The organism is Nocardia sp. NPDC051052 (genome assembly GCF_044456045.1).
GTDB lineage: Bacteria > Actinomycetota > Actinomycetes > Mycobacteriales > Mycobacteriaceae > Nocardia.
In genome coordinates, this window is the sequence record NZ_JBITFL010000002.1 from 900,620 (window position 1) to 917,627 (window position 17,008).

The 17,008-nt window shown below is 67.4% G+C and carries 21 protein-coding genes; 5 read left to right on the top strand and 16 right to left on the bottom strand.

All coding sequences use genetic code 11. The features are described from left to right. Nucleotides 1–34 precede the first annotated feature (34 nt). From ACIBCN_RS09265 to ACIBCN_RS09285, 5 genes are all read right to left on the bottom strand, one after another. On the bottom strand, nucleotides 35–574 hold the full coding sequence (locus ACIBCN_RS09265; RefSeq protein WP_396990981.1) for a GNAT family N-acetyltransferase: 540 nt from the start codon (nucleotides 572–574) through the stop codon (nucleotides 35–37). 77 nt (nucleotides 575–651) lie between these two features. Then, nucleotides 652–1,077 (bottom strand): PH domain-containing protein, encoded by a 426-nt coding sequence (locus tag ACIBCN_RS09270; RefSeq protein WP_396990982.1) that lies wholly within the window; start codon nucleotides 1,075–1,077, stop codon nucleotides 652–654. A 317-nt stretch (nucleotides 1,078–1,394) separates the two neighbouring features. Continuing rightward, nucleotides 1,395–1,874, bottom strand: coding sequence for a 6,7-dimethyl-8-ribityllumazine synthase (gene ribH, locus ACIBCN_RS09275; protein ID WP_396990983.1), 480 nt, complete (start codon nucleotides 1,872–1,874; stop codon nucleotides 1,395–1,397). A gap of 21 nt (nucleotides 1,875–1,895) precedes the next feature. Further along, nucleotides 1,896–3,140 carry a bifunctional 3,4-dihydroxy-2-butanone-4-phosphate synthase/GTP cyclohydrolase II gene (locus ACIBCN_RS09280; RefSeq protein WP_396990984.1) on the bottom strand — a complete coding sequence of 415 codons (1,245 nt, stop codon included), beginning with the start codon at nucleotides 3,138–3,140 and terminating at the stop codon, nucleotides 1,896–1,898. A 76-nt stretch (nucleotides 3,141–3,216) separates the two neighbouring features. Then, nucleotides 3,217–3,840 (bottom strand): riboflavin synthase, encoded by a 624-nt coding sequence (locus ACIBCN_RS09285; protein WP_396990985.1) that lies wholly within the window; start codon nucleotides 3,838–3,840, stop codon nucleotides 3,217–3,219. A 587-nt stretch (nucleotides 3,841–4,427) separates the two neighbouring features. On the opposite strand from ACIBCN_RS09285, the gene ACIBCN_RS09290 reads away from it, so the two are divergent. Beyond that, on the top strand, nucleotides 4,428–4,898 hold the full coding sequence (locus tag ACIBCN_RS09290) for a hypothetical protein (protein ID WP_396990986.1): 471 nt from the start codon (nucleotides 4,428–4,430) through the stop codon (nucleotides 4,896–4,898). Nucleotides 4,899–4,911: 13 nt separating this feature from the next. Here the strand turns inward: ACIBCN_RS09290 and rpe are convergent, their stop codons facing one another. Next, nucleotides 4,912–5,568 (bottom strand): ribulose-phosphate 3-epimerase, encoded by a 657-nt coding sequence (rpe, locus tag ACIBCN_RS09295; RefSeq protein WP_396991177.1) that lies wholly within the window; start codon nucleotides 5,566–5,568, stop codon nucleotides 4,912–4,914. Nucleotides 5,569–5,664: 96 nt separating this feature from the next. Between rpe and ACIBCN_RS09300 the strand changes: the two genes are divergently transcribed. Together ACIBCN_RS09300 and ACIBCN_RS09305 are read left to right on the top strand one after the other, a co-directional pair. Next, complete coding sequence (locus tag ACIBCN_RS09300; protein WP_396990987.1) at nucleotides 5,665–6,087, top strand: ATP-binding protein; 423 nt, start codon at nucleotides 5,665–5,667, stop codon at nucleotides 6,085–6,087. Next, nucleotides 6,087–6,992, top strand: coding sequence for an RNA polymerase sigma factor SigF (locus ACIBCN_RS09305; protein ID WP_396990988.1), 906 nt, complete (start codon nucleotides 6,087–6,089; stop codon nucleotides 6,990–6,992). Before ACIBCN_RS09300 ends, ACIBCN_RS09305 begins: the two co-directional genes overlap by 1 nt. Before the next feature lie 5 nt (nucleotides 6,993–6,997). Here the strand turns inward: ACIBCN_RS09305 and ACIBCN_RS09310 are convergent, their stop codons facing one another. The 7 genes from ACIBCN_RS09310 to ACIBCN_RS09340 form a co-directional block, all read right to left on the bottom strand. After that, nucleotides 6,998–7,348 carry an MmcQ/YjbR family DNA-binding protein gene (locus ACIBCN_RS09310; RefSeq protein WP_396990989.1) on the bottom strand — a complete coding sequence of 117 codons (351 nt, stop codon included), beginning with the start codon at nucleotides 7,346–7,348 and terminating at the stop codon, nucleotides 6,998–7,000. A 183-nt stretch (nucleotides 7,349–7,531) separates the two neighbouring features. Then, entirely contained in the window at nucleotides 7,532–9,058 is a 1,527-nt protein-coding gene (locus ACIBCN_RS09315) for an RsmB/NOP family class I SAM-dependent RNA methyltransferase (RefSeq protein ID WP_396990990.1), read from the bottom strand. Between the two features lie 268 nt (nucleotides 9,059–9,326). Then, complete coding sequence (gene fmt, locus ACIBCN_RS09320; RefSeq protein WP_396990991.1) at nucleotides 9,327–10,250, bottom strand: methionyl-tRNA formyltransferase; 924 nt, start codon at nucleotides 10,248–10,250, stop codon at nucleotides 9,327–9,329. Continuing rightward, complete coding sequence (gene def / locus ACIBCN_RS09325) at nucleotides 10,250–10,849, bottom strand: peptide deformylase (RefSeq protein WP_396990992.1); 600 nt, start codon at nucleotides 10,847–10,849, stop codon at nucleotides 10,250–10,252. Before def ends, fmt begins: the two co-directional genes overlap by 1 nt. Nucleotides 10,850–11,158: 309 nt before the next feature. Next, complete coding sequence (locus ACIBCN_RS09330; RefSeq protein WP_396990993.1) at nucleotides 11,159–12,112, bottom strand: esterase/lipase family protein; 954 nt, start codon at nucleotides 12,110–12,112, stop codon at nucleotides 11,159–11,161. Nucleotides 12,113–12,227: 115 nt separating this feature from the next. Beyond that, nucleotides 12,228–12,911 (bottom strand): PadR family transcriptional regulator, encoded by a 684-nt coding sequence (locus ACIBCN_RS09335; RefSeq protein WP_396990994.1) that lies wholly within the window; start codon nucleotides 12,909–12,911, stop codon nucleotides 12,228–12,230. A gap of 69 nt (nucleotides 12,912–12,980) precedes the next feature. Continuing rightward, a complete protein-coding gene (locus ACIBCN_RS09340) occupies nucleotides 12,981–13,565 on the bottom strand; it encodes a TetR/AcrR family transcriptional regulator (protein WP_396990996.1) in 585 nt (194 codons plus the stop codon). Nucleotides 13,566–13,644: 79 nt separating this feature from the next. On the opposite strand from ACIBCN_RS09340, the gene ACIBCN_RS09345 reads away from it, so the two are divergent. Then, nucleotides 13,645–14,490, top strand: a complete 846-nt coding sequence (locus ACIBCN_RS09345) for an NAD(P)H-binding protein (RefSeq protein ID WP_396990997.1) — start codon at nucleotides 13,645–13,647, stop codon at nucleotides 14,488–14,490. 6 nt (nucleotides 14,491–14,496) lie between these two features. Here the strand turns inward: ACIBCN_RS09345 and ACIBCN_RS09350 are convergent, their stop codons facing one another. Next, nucleotides 14,497–15,192, bottom strand: a complete 696-nt coding sequence (locus tag ACIBCN_RS09350; protein ID WP_396990998.1) for a hypothetical protein — start codon at nucleotides 15,190–15,192, stop codon at nucleotides 14,497–14,499. Continuing rightward, nucleotides 15,189–15,794, bottom strand: a complete 606-nt coding sequence (locus tag ACIBCN_RS09355; RefSeq protein WP_396990999.1) for a TetR/AcrR family transcriptional regulator — start codon at nucleotides 15,792–15,794, stop codon at nucleotides 15,189–15,191. Before ACIBCN_RS09355 ends, ACIBCN_RS09350 begins: the two co-directional genes overlap by 4 nt. Nucleotides 15,795–15,865: 71 nt before the next feature. Between ACIBCN_RS09355 and ACIBCN_RS09360 the strand changes: the two genes are divergently transcribed. Next, nucleotides 15,866–16,351, top strand: a complete 486-nt coding sequence (locus ACIBCN_RS09360; protein WP_396991000.1) for a DUF6196 family protein — start codon at nucleotides 15,866–15,868, stop codon at nucleotides 16,349–16,351. A 25-nt stretch (nucleotides 16,352–16,376) separates the two neighbouring features. Here the strand turns inward: ACIBCN_RS09360 and ACIBCN_RS09365 are convergent, their stop codons facing one another. Further along, on the bottom strand, nucleotides 16,377–16,775 hold the full coding sequence (locus ACIBCN_RS09365; protein ID WP_396991001.1) for an SSI family serine proteinase inhibitor: 399 nt from the start codon (nucleotides 16,773–16,775) through the stop codon (nucleotides 16,377–16,379). Between the last annotated feature and the right edge of the window lie 233 nt (nucleotides 16,776–17,008).

The following is a 17,008-nucleotide window of genomic DNA, read 5'->3' on the forward strand; positions in this document are numbered from 1 at the left end:
TCGTCGCTGTCATCACGAAGGCTGGGTATCGGGGTCAGCGGGATAGGAGCATGGGGTAGACGACGGGGCCGTGGTCGATCGTGAGCTCGCCTTGCTGGACGAAGCCGAAGCGTTCGTAGAAGGGGATGGTCGCGCGGGAATTGCAGACCACGAAGCAGGGTTCGACGGAGCTGGCGAGGCGTTGTTCGAGTAACGATGACGCGAAGCCTCGTCGTTGGGAGTCCGGGCGGGTGCCGACTGCGGCCAGATACAAGTGTGGTGTGTCGGGGCGGACGTCTTCCATTTGGCGCGACGCCGCGAGTGCTCGCGGCAGGTGCCCCTTCAGCGCTCGGAGCAGGCTGAACGGCTTGGCGATCGATGTGACGATGCCGGCGGGTTCCCACAGCGCGACGCTGACGATGTTCCCGTCCTCGTCACACGCCGAGTCGACCATGCCCGTGTCGGCGCGCGACGCGAGGCGCGAATCCCAGAAGTCCGGCAACGCGTGTGCCCGCATTGCCGGCCGCGGCCAGAGATAAGTCATCAGCGGATCCTCGGCGAGGGCCGCCGCAAGGACGAGCGCACCGGTCTGCATAAGTGCAGGCTAACGGCCCACCCACGCCTTGCCGCCGCATGAACCCCCGACACGCGAACCGTGTCGTCGTCCCCGAGTCACTCCTGGTCGGCGGTGTACTTCGCGCCGAGTTCGCGGAGTTTGTCCATGGCCTGGGCGGCGTGTTCCTTGTCGTTGGAACGGATGGCGAGCATGGGAACGTAGTCGTCATTGACGAGTTCCAGGCGGGCCCAGGCTTTTTTGTCGGGGAAGGTGACACCGCGGACGGTGTCCCAGGGAAAGTCACTGTCGCCCAGGATGTTTCGGACCGAGACACCGGTGGCACCGACACGCACGCGGGGGCGGGTGAGCAGCAGGACGGCGGCGGCGATGAGTAGGCCGATGCCGATCATCGCGAGTTGGTCGGCGACCCGGAAGTTCACGCCGGTCGATCCGCTACGCAGCCAGATGCCGCCGGCGAGGAAGGCGACAGCGATCACGGCGGCGACGATCCGTGCGGTACGCACCGCACGCCGCGGACGCACCTCGAGCTCCCAGTGGGACGGATCACCCTGTCCCGCAACAGTTTCAGCGTTCCTTCGAAAGATACGTGCGACAGGCATGAGTTACGCGCACCTCCACGTGCGTTGCCGAAAACGCCCAACAGGACGGACCTCGCCGAGCAACGCACGGTAGGACGGCCGCACAACCCCGGACGACACCGCCCCGCGAAACAAATCCCGCCCGACCTCAGTTGGCAACGCCCCGCGAGGCGAATCCCGCCCAACCTCAGCTGACAACGCCCAGTCAGACCGACTCCGGCCAACCTGGACCAGCGGCACGTAGTGAGTCCGCTCGCCCACTACGCCGACTGCCGAAGCGAACGCAGCGTGAGCGCGGCATCGAGTGCCGCCGCACAAGCCTGCTCGCCCTTGTTCTCGGCGGAACCGGGTAGCCCGGCGCGGTCCAGTGCCTGCTCCTCGTCGTTGGTGGTGAGCACTCCGTTCGCAACGGGTGTGCCCGCATCCAGCGAGACCCGGGTGAGCCCGGCGGTCACCGCATCACAGACGTACTCGAAATGCGGTGTGCCACCACGGATCACCACACCGAGCGCGACCACCGCGTCGTGTGAGCGAGCCAGCTCCTGTGCCACCACCGGCAGCTCCATCGCGCCCGCGCACCGCACCACCGTGACGTGCAGGACTCCGGCGTCCTTGGCCACCTGCTCGGCGTTCGCCACCAGGGTGTCGCAGATCGTGGTGTGCCAGCGCGACGCGACGATGCCGAGTTTCAGGTCCTTGGCATCCGCGAGCGCGAAAGTCGGTACGCCGGTACCGCTCATCGATGTCTGCCTCTCCGTGATTTAGCGGGCGGTCTCGCCCAGATCGATGTCGTCGAGCCCGATCAGGTCGTGGCCCATCCGGTCGCGCTTGGTCCGCAGGTACCGCAGGTTTTCGGCGTTGGCGCGCAACGGCATCGGCACCCGTTCGGTGATCGCGAGGCCGTAACCGTCCAAGCCGACCCGCTTGGCCGGATTGTTGGTGAGCAGCCGCATCGAGCGAATCCCGAGATCGACCAGGATCTGCGCGCCGGTGCCGTAGTCCCGCGCGTCGGCGGGCAGCCCGAGCTCCAGGTTCGCGTCGACCGTGTCGTGGCCGGAGTCCTGCAGCTGGTAGGCCTGCAGCTTGTGCATCAGCCCGATGCCGCGGCCCTCGTGCCCGCGCATGTAGAGCACCACGCCGCGGCCTTCCTCGGCCACCATTTCCAGCGCGGCGTCCAGCTGCGGCCCGCAGTCGCAGCGCAGCGAGCCGAACACGTCACCGGTGAGGCACTCCGAATGCACCCGCACCAGCACATCGTCGCCGTCGGCGAGATCGCCGCGCACCAGCGCGACATGCTCGACCTCGTCGTAGATGCTCTGGTAACCGACGGCCATGAATTCGCCGTGCGCCGTGGGGATCCGCGCCTCGGCGACCCGGATGACGTGCTTCTCGTGCCTGCGCCGCCAGGCGATCATGTCGGCGATGGAGATCATCGCGAGGTTGTGCTCGTCGGCGAAGACGCGCAGCTCCTCGGTGCGGGCCATGTGGCCCTCGTCCTTCTGGCTGACGATCTCGCAGATCACGCCCGCCGGACGCAGGCCTGCCATTCGGGACAGGTCGACCGCGGCCTCGGTGTGGCCGGGCCTGCGCAGCACGCCACCGTCCTTCGCGCGCAACGGCACCACGTGACCGGGCCGGGTGAAGTCGTCGGCCTTGGCCTCGTCGGAGGCGAGCAGCCGCATGGTGGTGGCGCGGTCGGCACCCGAGATACCCGTGGTGATGCCCTCGCGGGCGTCGACCGACACGGTGTAGGCGGTGCCGTGCTTGTCCTGGTTCATCGCGTACATCGGCGGCAGGCCGAGGCGGTCGCAGTCGTCACCCGTCAGCGGCACACAGATATAACCGGAGGTGTAGCGAATCATGAAGGCCACCAGCTCCGGGGTGGCCTTCTCGGCCGCGAAAATGAGGTCGCCCTCGTTCTCGCGGTCCTCGTCGTCGACGACGACAACGGCTTTACCGGCGGCGATGTCGGCGACTGCGCGCTCGATGGTGTCGAACCTGGTCACGTCTGTTGTGCTCCATCTCGAAATAGGTCCGCCCCTACACTACGGCCTGGCTCGCGGATGTTGACCGCCCGGCCGTTCACCCGCGCTGCTGCAATCGTTCGACGTACTTGGCGATGACGTCCACCTCCAGGTTGACCGTCGTGCCGACGGTGGCAAAGCCCAGGTTTGTCAGGGCGAGTGTGGTGGGGATGAGCGAGACCTCGAACCAATCCCTGCTGTCGGCTTCGGCGGGCTCGTCGGCGATGCCGAGGCCGGAAACGGTGAGCGAGATGCCGTCGACGGTGATCGAGCCCTTCTCCACCACATAGCGGGCGATCGCGTCGGGCAGGGAGACGCGCACGACCTCCCAGTTCTCCGAGGGGGTGCGGGAGAGCACGGTGCCGGTGCCGTCGACGTGGCCTTGCACGAGGTGTCCGCCGAGGCGGCTGTTCAGCGCGGCGGCCCGTTCCAGGTTGACCTTGGAGCCGGTGTCCAGCTTGCCGATGCTGGAGCGGTTCAGCGTCTCCTGCATCACGTCGACGGTGAACGAATCGCCGCCGACTACCTCGACGACGGTCAGGCATACGCCGTTCACCGCGATCGAATCGCCGTGCCCGGCATCGGAGGTCACCAGCGCGCCCCGGATCGTCAGCCGGGCGGCGTCGGCCAGCCGCTCGGTGGCGACGATCTCGCCCAGTTCCTCGACGATGCCTGTGAACATGCCTGACTCCCTATCGCGTCGTTGTCCCCGGTTGCGGAACAGCCCGGCAGCGACGGGTATTCCCGCCGGTCGATGCCGCTGGACCCCAGCTTAACGACGGCTCGTCGTAGCCGGCAGCACGGTTCCACCCAAGGAACCTTCGGACCGGTTCCCGGCAACCGCGCAGGGAACCAAACCATCGGCCAGGCGACGCCCGCCAGAGCAAACGGCCAATAACGAATTAATACTGAATTGAGTTCGAACATGCGGATATAACGCGCATTTGTTGTCGACAAGAATTGTTTGATCGCACTATTGATACCGCATAGTTGCGTTTTGCAGACTTCTAGCAAACCCGCGAATCTTCCGCATACCCAGTTGCGACACGCTTTTAACGTTTGCTTGCGCCGTGACCGAAATAGACGCAATATTGTTATGTAGCTGATTCCTACCGTTCAACTTCCGACCCGAGCAGTTCAATGCTGAACCGTTCGACCTGGTGACGCTCCTGCGGACCCAGGAAGTTCGACCCAGGGATTGTCCACCACTCGAGGAAGTCAGATAACCACAGTGGGTCAAATCAAGTTCGACATAGTTGGGGGCGCGGAGTGACCACTCTTCTCGATTCGACGCTGGAAGTTCGCTGCGTGCAGTACCGCCGCGAATTGCACCTGCCCGCCTCGATCGATCCCACTTCGCGTCGCATTCTGCTGCATATCGGCGCCCATTACGGTGCCATCACCATGCCCGCCGATCTCGGCGAGCGAGTGCGGCAACGGCTCGAGCAGGCCACCATCGCCGGGCCGATCGTCGATCATCCGCGCGCCAAGCGCTGGACCTTCCTGACCGGCCCGTACCGCCCGGACACCCTGAGCGCCGCGGTCTCCGCCGAGCTGTTCCGGATGTACGCGACGGTCGCCTGCACCGGCAGTCAGGTGGTGCTGCCGTCACCGGACGACGAGCACACCGGCTATCGCACCTGGATCCGCCCGCCCGAGTCGGCGACCACCCGGCCGCCGCTCAACGCGGTGATCGAGGCGACCCGTGCCATCGGCACCCGCAAAGTCCGCGCGTTGTAAGCGATTTCGCGGATCAGGCCGTTCGCAGCGCGGCGGCTTGCCTGCGCAGCTTCTCGACGGCGGCACTCGGATCCGCCGTGTTGTACACCGCGGACCCGGCGACGAAGCAGTCGATGCCCGCCTCCGCGGCGGCCTCGATGGTGTCGGTATTGATGCCGCCGTCGATCTCCACCAGCAGCCGCAGCTCGCCCGCGTCGACCAGCCTGCGCACCGTGCGGGCCTTGTCCAGCACCTCGGCGATGAACGATTGACCGCCGAAACCGGGCTCGACGCTCATCACCAGCAGCGTGTCGAACGACCGCAGAATCTCCAGGTACGGCTCGATCGGCGTGTTCGGCTTCACCGAGAGACCGGCCTTGGCGCCCGCCGCGCGAATATCGCGGGCCACCGCGACCGGATCGTCGGTCGCCTCGGCGTGGAAAGTCACATTGTGCGCGCCCGCCTCGGCGTACGGTGGTGCCCAACGACCCGGGTCATCGATCATGAGATGGCAGTCGAGGGGAATATCGGTCGCCTTCAGCAGGCTCTCGACCACCGGGAGCCCAACTGTCAGGTTCGGCACGAAGTGCGCGTCCATCACATCGACGTGTAGCCAGTCGGCGCCGGCGACCGCTCGCGCCTCGTCCGCGAGGTGCGCGAAGTCGGCGGAAAGGATGGAGGGGGCGATCATCGGGACGGCCGGTCGCGCGTAAGTCGGGGTGGACACAACGTCGCAGTCTATCGGTAGTGGGGGTTGCCCAGCGCGCGAGTGGGTAGCCTGATGAGGGTGATCAACATTTCGGCGGAACAGGGGCTCTACAGCACCCCGGTGGAGATTCGGGTGGCCGCATCGGTCACACAGCTGCCCATCGTTCGTGGGCTCGCCGAAACTCTGGTGCTACTAAGCGATTTCACGCTGGACGAGGTGGCCGACATCCGGCTGGCCGTCGACGAGGTCTGCTCCACGCTGATCGCTGTCGCCGCGCCCGACACCAGCTTGAACTGTCGATTCACCGTCGGCGAGACCGAACTGCTGGTCCGCGTCAGTGGTATCGCCGCCAAGGCGGGCTTGCCGGATCAGCGCAGCTTCGGCTGGCATGTGCTGCGCACGCTCACCGACGAGGTACAGGCCACCCAGGACTCGTTCGATTCGACGATTTCCGGATATCCGACGACGGTCGAGTTCCGTCGGGTCCGGGGGAAAGCGTAGTGGCGGACGAGGACACCGTGTTCGACTCCGATCGCGACGACAACGCCGATACCGTCACCGATGAGGCGGAAACCCCCGCCGACGACGCGGAGACCGTCACCACCGAGGATGCCGCCGAGGAAACCGAAACCCTCGAAGCCGTAAAGACCGTCGCCAGCTACGACGACGTCGGGTTGCTCTTCGAACAGCTCGGCGCGAGCAAGCCGGGGACCGCGCGGCACACCGCGATCCGTGCCGAACTGATCAGCCGCTGCATCCCGCTCGCCGATCACATCGCGCGCAAATTCAGCGGGCGCGGTGAGCCGTTCGACGATCTCACCCAGGTGGCGCGGGTCGGGCTGGTGCACGCGGTCGACCGCTTCGACGTCGAGCGCGGCTCCAACTTCCTGTCCTTCGCGGTGCCGACCATCATGGGCGAGGTCCGCCGCTACTTCCGCGACAACACCTGGGCCATGCGGGTGCCGCGCCGGGTCAAGGAAACCCATCTGCGCATCGGCGCGGCCATCGACGCGCTCTCCCAGCGCCTCGGCCGATCGCCGACCGCCAAAGAGATCGCCGCGGAACTCGACGTCGACCCGGACGAGGTGACCCAGGCCGTCATCGCGGGCAACGCCTACCAGCCGAGCTCCATCGACGCGGCCACCCTCGGCCGCGACACCGACGCCTCACTGCTGGACACCCTCGGTGAGGAAGAGACCCAATTCGACCGCGTCGAAGAGTATGTCGCGATTCGCCCACTGCTGGCCGGGCTGCCCGAGCGGGAGCGGCGCATCCTCACCATGCGGTTCTTCGAATCGATGACGCAGACCCAGATCGCCCAGCAGATGGGGATCTCACAAATGCACGTCTCCCGCATCCTCGCGAAAACCCTTGCGCGCCTGCGGGAACAGTCCAGCCGGGAGTAGCCGGCTCAATAAGTTTGGAACTCACGCTGCGCCCGCACCTTGGGCGGGGCGGTGAGCCACCATGCGTCATCGAGCATTTCGCGAAGCTGTTCCGGGGCAACGCGATCCAGATCGATGAGGATGAACCCATGACCGTCGTGATGCGGCGTGGTGTAGAACGCCGGGTCACCGGAGGCCAGCAACGCCTCCTTCTCGGACAGGTCACACACCAGCGCCAAGCCGCCCTCCGCCTCGATACGCAACAGCCCGAACCCTTTACCCCCCACCTTCAACGCCGGACTGCGCCACCAAGTCGATTCCTCGACCCCCGGCAGCGCAGTGGCGAGTTTGACCACGTCTTCCCACGTCAATGCCATAAACGCCAGTCTGCAGGATTACCACGCGCCCAAGCTTGGACAAATGGAATCAGCGTTGGACGACTGATCACGGGGAACTGGTGCCGGCATCGCCCGAGAAGCCACCAACACCAGTTCCCCCTCGATCAGGACTACCGCGTCGCACGAAATCGTTGGGTGAATCGTGCGCGGTGTGCGGGGTGGTCAGGGTTTGCGGAGGGCGGACATGAACATGGCGTCGGTGCCGTGGCGGTGGGGCCAGAGTTGGGCGGTGGGGCCGTCGCCTAGGTCGGTGACGCCGGGGAGGAGGTCTCGGGTGTCGAGTTGTTCGGCGCCTAGGCGGCGGACTGTGTCGGCTACGACTACTACGGTTTCCGAGAGGTGGGGGGAGCAGGTGGAGTACAGGAGGACGCCGCCGGGGCGGAGGAGATCCCATGCGGCGGTGAGCAATTCGCGCTGCAGGGTGACCAGTTCGGCGACGTCGGCGGGGGTGCGGCGCCAGCGAGCCTCGGGGCGGCGGCGAAGTGCGCCGAGGCCGGTGCATGGCGCGTCCACCAGGATGCGGTCGTAGCCGGGGGTGAGTCCGCTGTCGCGACCGTCTTTGACGTGGACGTCGACGGGCAGGCCGTGCACGGACTTGCGGACGAGTTCGGCGCGGTGTTCGGCGGGTTCGACCGCGTCGACGCGGAAGCCGTCGATCGCGGCGAGGGAGCCGAGCAGTGCGGCCTTGCCGCCCGGTCCGGCGCACAGGTCCAGCCAGCGGCCGCCGTCCGGCCCGTGCAGTGGCGCGCGGGTCAACGCGAGCGCGACGAGCTGACTGCCTTCGTCTTGCACACCGGCCATGCCTTCGCGGACCGGTTCGAGTTTGCCGGGATCGCCGCCGTCCAAATAGACCGCGTATGGCGACCAACGGCCCTCTTCACCACCGGTGACCAGGGCCAATTCTTCGGCGGTGATTTCACCGGGCCGGGCAACGAGGTGGACCGCGGGCCGCGCGTCATCGGCGGCCAGCGCGTCCCGCAGCTCCCCCGCCCGTGCGCCGAGCGCGTCGGCGAATGCTTGCGCGATCCACACCGGATGCGCGAACTCGAATGCCAACCGCCCCACCGGATCCGACGGCGCGAGCTGCCGCACCCACTCCTCGACCGTCTTCTCCCCGGCGCGCCGCAGCACCGCGTTCACGAATCCCGCTTTGCCCGCACCGAATTCGGCACGCGCCAAAGCGACCGAGGTATCCACCGCCGCGTGCGCCCCGATCCGCGTACGCAGCAGCTGATAAACCCCGAGCCGCAACACATCCAGCAACGGCCCATCGATCTCCGCGATCGGCCGACCCGCTCCCGCCTCGATCACCGCGTCGAGCAGCCCGCGCGAACGGCACGCCCCATAGGTGAGCTCGGTCGCCAGCGCCGCGTCCCGCCCCGTGATCCGCCGCTCCCGAAGCAGCCCGGGCAGCACAAGATTCGCGTACGCGTCTCGCTCCCGCACCGCCCGCAACACATCGCGTGCGACGAGCCGCGGCGCGTCGACAGCATCGCTCGCACCAGGACGTCCACCCGAGGCAGTTCCCCGATCCTTCGGTCCGCCACCACGTTTCGCCGACGCGGCTGGCCGGCCGGCTTGCTCCGAGCGGGAACCACCTCGAACCGCCCCGCCCCGCCCCGATTCCGATCGGCCCGCCGAGGTCCGAGCGCCGCTTCCGCTCGGCTTCGACGATCCCGTCCGACGCACTGAGCGGTCACCATTCGGCTCGTCGGAACTGCCCGACTTCGCCCGTGCAGGGCGCTGAGAATCGCGAGACTCGTTGCCGCGCTTGCGTTCCGGGGGTGTCATTCGACCACCGCGCACTGCTCGAAACCAGCCCCGTCGGCCAGGTTGATCTCGCACCGTGCTGTCATGGTCCACCGCTCTCGTCGAGGTCGCGGCGCATCGCCACGGATAGAAAGACTGCGTGCCATCGGCCGCGCTCGAGGCGTGCCGATCTGACGATCGAAGATCGTCACTCGACCACCGCGCCCGGCTGCAATCGCGCGCCGCGCGCCCAGTCGAGTGCCGCCATCATGCGTTTGCCTTGCGGCTGAACTTGATCCAAGCGCAGGGCGGTGGTCGCGGTGCCGACGTAGACGCCGGACTTGCGGACCTCGATGCTCCGCGGCGGCAGCTCTTCCTCGACCATTTCGACAGGACCGAGCTTCAGTCGATTGCCATCGACCTCGGTCCACGCGCCGGGGGCCGGGGTGACGGCGCGGATGCGGCGGTTGATGGCGAGCGCGGGCAGATCCCAACGGATGTGCGCGGCGTCGGCGGTGATCTTGGGAGCGTGCGAGACGCCCTCGGTGGCCTGCGGAACCCCTTGCAGGGTCCCGTCTTCCACCCCGTCGAGGGTCGCTTCGAGCAACTGCGCGCCGCTGATGGCGAGCCGGTCGAGCAGCCCGCCCGCGGTGTCGGTGACGGCGATCTTCTCGGTCACCATGCCGAACACCGGACCGGTGTCGAGCCCGGCCTCGATCTGGAAGGTCGACGCGCCGGTGAACTCGTCGCCCGCGTCGATCGCGGCCTGCACCGGCGCCGCGCCGCGCCAGGCGGGCAACAGCGAGAAGTGCAGGTTGATCCAGCCGAGCCGGGGGACGTCGAGTACTCGTTGCGGCAGCAGCGCACCGTAGGCCACCACCGGACAGCAGTCGGGGGCCAGCGCGGTGAGCTCTTCGATGAACTCGGGTTCGGACGGCCGGCGCGGCGTGAGCACCGGAATTCCGTGTTCGTCGGCCAGCAGTCCGACCGGTGATCTCGTCACCTTCCTCCCGCGGCCGGCGACGGCGTCGGGCCTGGTCACCACGGCGATCACCTCGTGGCGATCGGATTCGATCAACCGCCGCAGCGAGGGCACGGCCGGATCCGGCGTGCCTGCGAAGACGATGCGCATCAGCGACCCCGCCCGAATGGACTGGCTTGGCCGGTACCACTGCGTATACCCGCCCCGCCGGCTGCCGTCCCCCCGGCCGACCGCGACGGCCGCGCCGTCACACCCGCACTGAACCAATTGGATTCACGAATGGTCCGCATCGCGTCCTTGCGATCGGCCGGGTCCAGCCGATCGATGAACAGCACACCGTCCAGATGGTCGGTCTCGTGCTGTACGCACCGGGCCAGCAGTCCCTCGGCGGCGAATTCGACCGGCGCACCGTGCATGTCGACGCCGGTCGCCCGCACCCGCAGCGCGCGCCGTGTGTCGTAGCGCACCCCCGGAATCGATAGGCAGCCCTCGGGCCCGACCTGCTCCTCGTCGCCGACCACTTCCCACCGCGGGTTCACCAGATGCCCCGCGGCGTCATGAGTGTCGTACACGAAAACACGCAACCCCACTCCGATCTGCGGTGCGGCCATGCCGACGCCACCATCGTCGTGCATGGTGTCGGTCAGGTCGGTCACCAGCTGCTGCAGTTCCCGGTCGAATGCGGTGACCTCCGCCGCGCGGGCGCGCAGAATGGGATCGCCGAACAGGCGAACAGGCTGAATGGTCACGGCAAACTCCCGGAAGCGGACGAACACGGTCGTCTCATTCTAGTGAGACGACCGAATGTCCCCGATCCAGCAGCCCGAAGCTGGTAGAACTCCATTGCGGTCGGTCGGGGTGAGCTGTCCCCCGCCCGGCCGCCCTGCGCCCGGCTCGCTCACGACTCCACCTCGCTGACGCTCGGTTCCGTCGCGCGCGAGGGCGCACTGTACCTACGGTTCACTCGCTGACGCTCGCTCACGACTCCACCTCGCTGACGCACGGTTCCGTCGCGCGCGAGGGCGCACTGTACCTACGGTTCACTCGCTGACGCTCGCTCACGAGTTCCCGGCGATGATCACTTCCGGAATACCGGTGCCGAGCATCACCGGACGGCAGACCGGCGCCGGGCTGCTCGGATCCAGCACGGTCAGCAGCAGCTGCTGCACGTACGGGTCGTAGACCATGTGGAAGTGTCCGGTCAGGTCGACCGGGCACCGATCCTGCAGCGAGATGTTCTCCGCGCCGGGCCCGCGCAAGGCGATATTGCTGTTCGGCTGGATCATCTCGTCGACCTTGCTGCCGATCGTCGTGTACTTCGGGCCGGGCACGGTGTCCCCGCCCGCGTTGAGCTCGACCATGACCTGTGAACCCTGCGCCTGCTGCACCGCGGCGAGCGAGGTCACCCGCGCGAACGCCTGCAATCCGCCCGGTACCGCCTGCACGATGGGCACCAGTCCGTACATCACCCCGCCGTAGCTCGGTGACGCGAGGCCGATCCACTTGCCGACCTTCGGCGCGCCACCGAGCTTGTTCACATAGAACCGGGTCACCGTGGCGCCCTGGGAGAAGCCGACCAGGTCGACCTGGGTGGCACCGGTCGCGGCGAGCACCTGGTCGACGAAGTCGCCGATCTGATACGAGCTGAGCACCACGTCCTCGGTGCCGTAGCTGTCGGCCCCCGGGCTGCCGCCGTAGTTGAGCGCGAAAACGCAGAATCCGGCGGCGGCGAGCTGCGGCGCGATGGCCGAGTAGTCCGAGTAGGCGTTGGAATCGGTGCCGTGTGCGAGCACCACCGGCCGCGGGTGCGCGGCGTTCGGCTTGCAGCCGAAATCATTGGTGCGCAACGGAACCACGTTCGTATGATTCTTGAGATACGCTGCCGCGGCGAGATGATCGGACTGCGGCGGGCCGGGCTGGGTGGGGATCTCGGGCGGGCGGTAGCCGGTCGGCGCGGCCTGTGCCGCGCCGGCGCCGACCATCGCGACTATGGCGAGTGCGGCAACCAGCATCACCCTACCCAAGTGTGAAATTCCCCAAACCCACAAACCCCGGAACTGTCGCATCTCACAATGATCTACTGAACCCGCCCCAAATGCGCGCTCCAGCGGGGTGTTTCACCCCCCGTTACTTTTCGGGGGTCTCATCTTCGGCCAGGATTCGGTAAAGGGACTTCCTGGTCTCGGTGAGCAGCTCCGCCGCCTTGGCCGCCTGACCGGGAGTACCGGCCTGCGCGACCTGCGCCACCGCGCCCATCAGTTGACCGACGAGTTCCCGCAGGTCGATGGCCTGCGCGCCGACGTCTTCCTTGACGTCCGCCCACGGGTCACCCAGTTCGTCCTTGTGCTCGGTGACGTAGGTGGTGCCCGTCTCGGTCAGCTGAGCCGTCTTGCGCCCGGCGACCTTCTCGATGAGGACCAGGCCCTCGTCCTCCAGCTGTGCCAGCGCGGGGTAGATCGACCCCGGGCTCGGACGCCAGACGTCGTCGCTGCGCTCGCGGATCTGCTGGATCAGCTCGTAGCCGTGCATCGGCCGCTCGGTGAGCAGCAGCAAGACCGCCGCCCGCACGTCGCCGCGCCTGCCACGACCGCCGCGGCCTCGACCGCGACCGAAGTGCGGTCCGAAGCCCGGCCCGAAACCTGGGCCGAAGCCCGGCCCGAAGTCGGGACCGTGACCGTGCCGTCCGCCGCGGCGGAATCGCTGACGGGGATCTACGTCCTCGCCCTGACGCTGCCAGGGGCCGCGCCGTCCGAATTCTCGATGTCCTTGGTGTTCCATGAATGCCTCCTCATGCTCTCGTGTTTGCTTCATGTTATCGACGATATATCGGCAATGCATCGAATGCAAGGGGTGGTTCGAGAATTCCGGAGGGCCAGCGGCTCATGGCACGAGCGAGTCGATCCAGCGCGCCAGCCGATCCCCTTCCGCCACCATCAGTTCGGGCTCACGAAAGGTGTTGGTGAGCAACGAGATTCCCTGATAGGCGGCGAACAGTGCGACGGCGAGCTCCCTGGCATCCGGGCGGCCCATGGCCTCGAACTGCCCCTCGATCCAGTCGACCAGCTGGCGCATGACGTCCGCGAGCTCGCGGTCGAGGCCGTCGGCGCGCTTGTCCAGTTCGGTGGCGAGGGTGCCCGACGGACAGCCGAACCGGGCGGCCGTCTCGCGCTCATCGACCCAGCCGCCGATCAGCGCTTTGAGCCGGTCCGGTGGCGTCGGCAGCTGTTCGAGCATCGCGATCAGGACGCTCAGCGCCTGGTCGTGCGCGCCGATCGCGGCCCGGACCAGCTGGTCCTTGGTTTTGAAGTAGTAGTAGACGTTGCCGACCGGGACGTCGGCGGCGCGCGCGATGTCGGCGATGGTGGTCTTCTCGACCCCCTGCTCGTGGAACACGCGGGCCGCGGCGGCGCCGAGTCGCTCGCGTTTACCACCCTTCGGGCGATCCTGGGCTGCTGAGTTAGTCACATAACTAACTATAGACACGCTGGGTGTTCATCCGATAGCTTCATTTAAGTCAGCCAACTAACTAAATGGAGTGAGCAAAATGATCGTGGTTACCGGAGCAACGGGAAATATTGGCGCGCACCTCGTGCGGAACCTGGCCGAGGCGGGTCAGGAGGTCACCGCGGTCTCGCGGGGCAGCAGGGACGTCGAGTGGCCGGACGGTGTGCGTTCAGTGATCGCCGATCTGGCCGATCCGGGCAGCCTCGCCCCTGCCGTCGCGGGTGCTGACGCGCTGTTTCTGCTCGTCACCGGCGAGCAGCTGATGGGTGGGCCGGATCCGGAGCGGGTGCTGGAGGTCGCCAAGGCGGGCGGTGTCCGGCGGGTGGTGTTCGTGTCGTCGCAGGGCGTGGCGACCAGAGCCGGGGCCGATGGGTATGCGCGGCTGACCGCTTACGAGCAGGCCATTCAACGGTCCGGGTTGGACTGGACGATCCTGCGGCCGTCGGGTTTCTTCGCCAATACCTATGCGTGGGCGGAATCCGTGCGGGCCGAGCGGACGGTCGCGGCACCGTTCGGTGCGATCGGTTTGCCGTCCATCGATCCGGCCGATATCGCCGCGGTGGCGGCCGCCGCGTTGTCCGAGGACGGGCATGCCGAGCAGATTTACACGCTGACCGGGCCCGCCCTGAGCACGCCGCGGGAGCAGGCCGAGGCGATCGGCACCGCGCTCGACGCGCCGGTCCGATTCGTGGAATTGACTCGGACGCAGGCATATACGGGGATGTCGCAGTTCATGCCCGAACCGGTGGTCGAGCACACGCTGTCGATTCTCGGCGAACCGACCGCCGCCGAGCAGGAGATCAGCCCGGACGTGCGGCGCGTACTCGGCCGGCTGCCCGCGAGTTATGCCGAGTGGGCACAGCGTAATCGGGCCGTGTTCGCCTGAGTAGTGCTAGCCCGAGAGGTCGAAGACTCGAATGTGCTGCTCCCCCTGGCGATCCCGGACGTCAACGCCGAGATCGAGCAGTTCCTCGTCGAGTTCTTCGACGTCGAGGGGCTTTTCGTCGGCGAGCGCGCGCCGACGGGCGCGCAGGGCGGCGTCGACGGCCTGCCCGGTCTCCGGGCGGCCCTCGACCCAGCGGATGTAGTCCGCGCCGAACGGGTCATTCTGATCCAGCCACGGATAGCCGTGATCGCGCAAGGCGTTCTCGATGTCGGTGCGGCTCAGGTCGTTTGCGCCGAAGCGCGCGAGCCGGCGTTTGTCCCGGTCGGTGAACACCAGGTCGGCGCCCTCGCGGAACACGGCGGCGACTCGCTTGCGTGGCACGTGCTGCGCGCGACCGTCTTTCACCAGCTCGACGTAATCATCGGCGACGGTGAGCGTAAGGCTTTCGGCGCGGGCCGCCTCGTAAAGCACAACGCCCGCAACAGCTCCGACGAGCGTGGTGACCACCACGAGCCACCCCGTCGGCACGCTCATCGCGAGTTTGAGCGGCCCGGGGCTCCCGTCGAAGGTGTCGGTGACCCAGCGGCCGACGGGATGCACGGCGAAACCGATACCGCAGCCGACGGCGAGCCCGCCGACCGCGAACAGCCAGGCCCAAACCTTGGAAAAGCGCAGCACAGTGGGCGCGGACGTGGTCGTCATGGGTGCTCCGTTTCGATCGGTCGCAGCAGCCGGGACACGGTCGCGCGCACCAGCGGGCGCGGGTCGTATGGGTCGGCGGGGTCTGCGTTGAGAAAAGCGCCGTCGACGACGGCGAGAATCCAGCGCGCGGTTTCCCTGGGTTCGAAGCCCGGGTCGATCTGCCCGGTACGGATGCCGCGATCGAGTAGCGCGGCGAGGGCCTCGGCGCTGAGTCGCGCGTCGTCCAGCACGATCTTCGCCAATTCTTCGTCGTGGCCGAGACGGCGCAGCAGCTCGAACATCAGCCCGGGTGCCGACGAGTCGAGCACCTCGCCGGCCAGCCCGTCGACGATGTCGAGAATGGCGGCGAGGCAATCGGTTCGGTCGATGTGGCGCGCGATGAGTTCGGTGTGCTCGGGAATCGACTGCTCGAAGATCGAGCGAAAGACGGCGGCCTTGTCCTTGAAATAGTAGAAGACGCTGCCCGAGCTCAGTCCGGCGGCACGGGCGATCTGGGTGGCCGTGGTGCGCTCGTAGCCGTGGTCGGCGAACAGTTCGGCGGCGGCCAGGGTGATGGCGCGCCGGCGTTCGGCAACACGATTCGGGTCGACGGTGCGGGCCATGCGGCGATCGTATCATTAACTGATCGGCCAGTTAAAGAATTATTTGAGCGGCCGATCGCTACCGTTGCCCGGTGGTGGACATCAGCATCGAGACCGAAACCCAGACCGCGCAACGACTTCGGCAGGTCATCGCGGCCGCCGAGCTCGACGTGCACGCGGGCGTGTGGTGTTTCCGGGAATCCCCGCTGGCCGACCCGCCGCCGTTGACCCCGCACACGCTGGCGGTGGTGCGCGACGCGGAGAGGTGGAGCGCGCTCGTCCCAGTCGCCGAGGCCGACGGCGCCGAGGTGGAGAAGTTCGGCCTGTTCTCGTTCCACTTCCCCGCCGGGCTGGACAACAGCGGGTTCGTCGGCTGGCTGGCGGGTCACCTCAAACGCGCGCTCGGCACCGGGGTGTTCGTGGTGTGCGGCAGCAATCGGGAACGCGGCGGCATCTACGACTATTGGGGGTTGCCCGGTCGAATTGCTCGCCGCGGTCGAGCGCGAGATCGACGCGCTGCGGGCGCCCTAAAAGAGCGGAGGTGCGGGCGCCCTAGAAGACCGGCGTGGTGCGCCTGACGTGGAAGACCAGGGGTGGTGCGCGCTAGAAGACTGGCGTGGTGCGGGCGCTCAGTTCACACTTGTTGCCGAACACCTTGCGCCAGTCCACCTGCTTGCCCTGCCAGGTGCCGGTCACCGCGGCATCGACCGGCTCATAGACCTGCACGCAGACGGCGGTGGGATCGCCGGTGAGCTTGTCGAAGTCGCCACCCACCGCCGCCAACGCGGTACAGGCCGCTTCGGCGTTGGCGTGATCGCCGCCGGTCGGCTCGCACGTGAGTGTCACGTGCGTCGGCGCCGACCCCGGAGCCGCCGGCGTAACGGTCAAGTTCAGCGTGGACTTCGGCGTCTTGGGATCGTCCGAGGAACAAGACGCCAGTCCGAGCGCAACGACCACAAAGCACGCGGTCGCGAAGATGCGGCGAAGCGAGGGTGTCGTCATCGGTCCACTCAATCACGCCGCCCCACACGCACCCGTGAACTGCAGGCCAACTCGCCGCATGACACGCCGCAGGCTTGCCGACCTGCAATCGGCGGGCCACCTGAGCAGTCCGCGAGGCGACGCATCACGGCATCGCGGCATCGCGGCATCGCGGCATCGCGGCATCGCGGCATCGCGGCATCGCGGCATCGCGGCATCGCGGCATCGCGGCATCGCGGCATCGCGGCATCGCG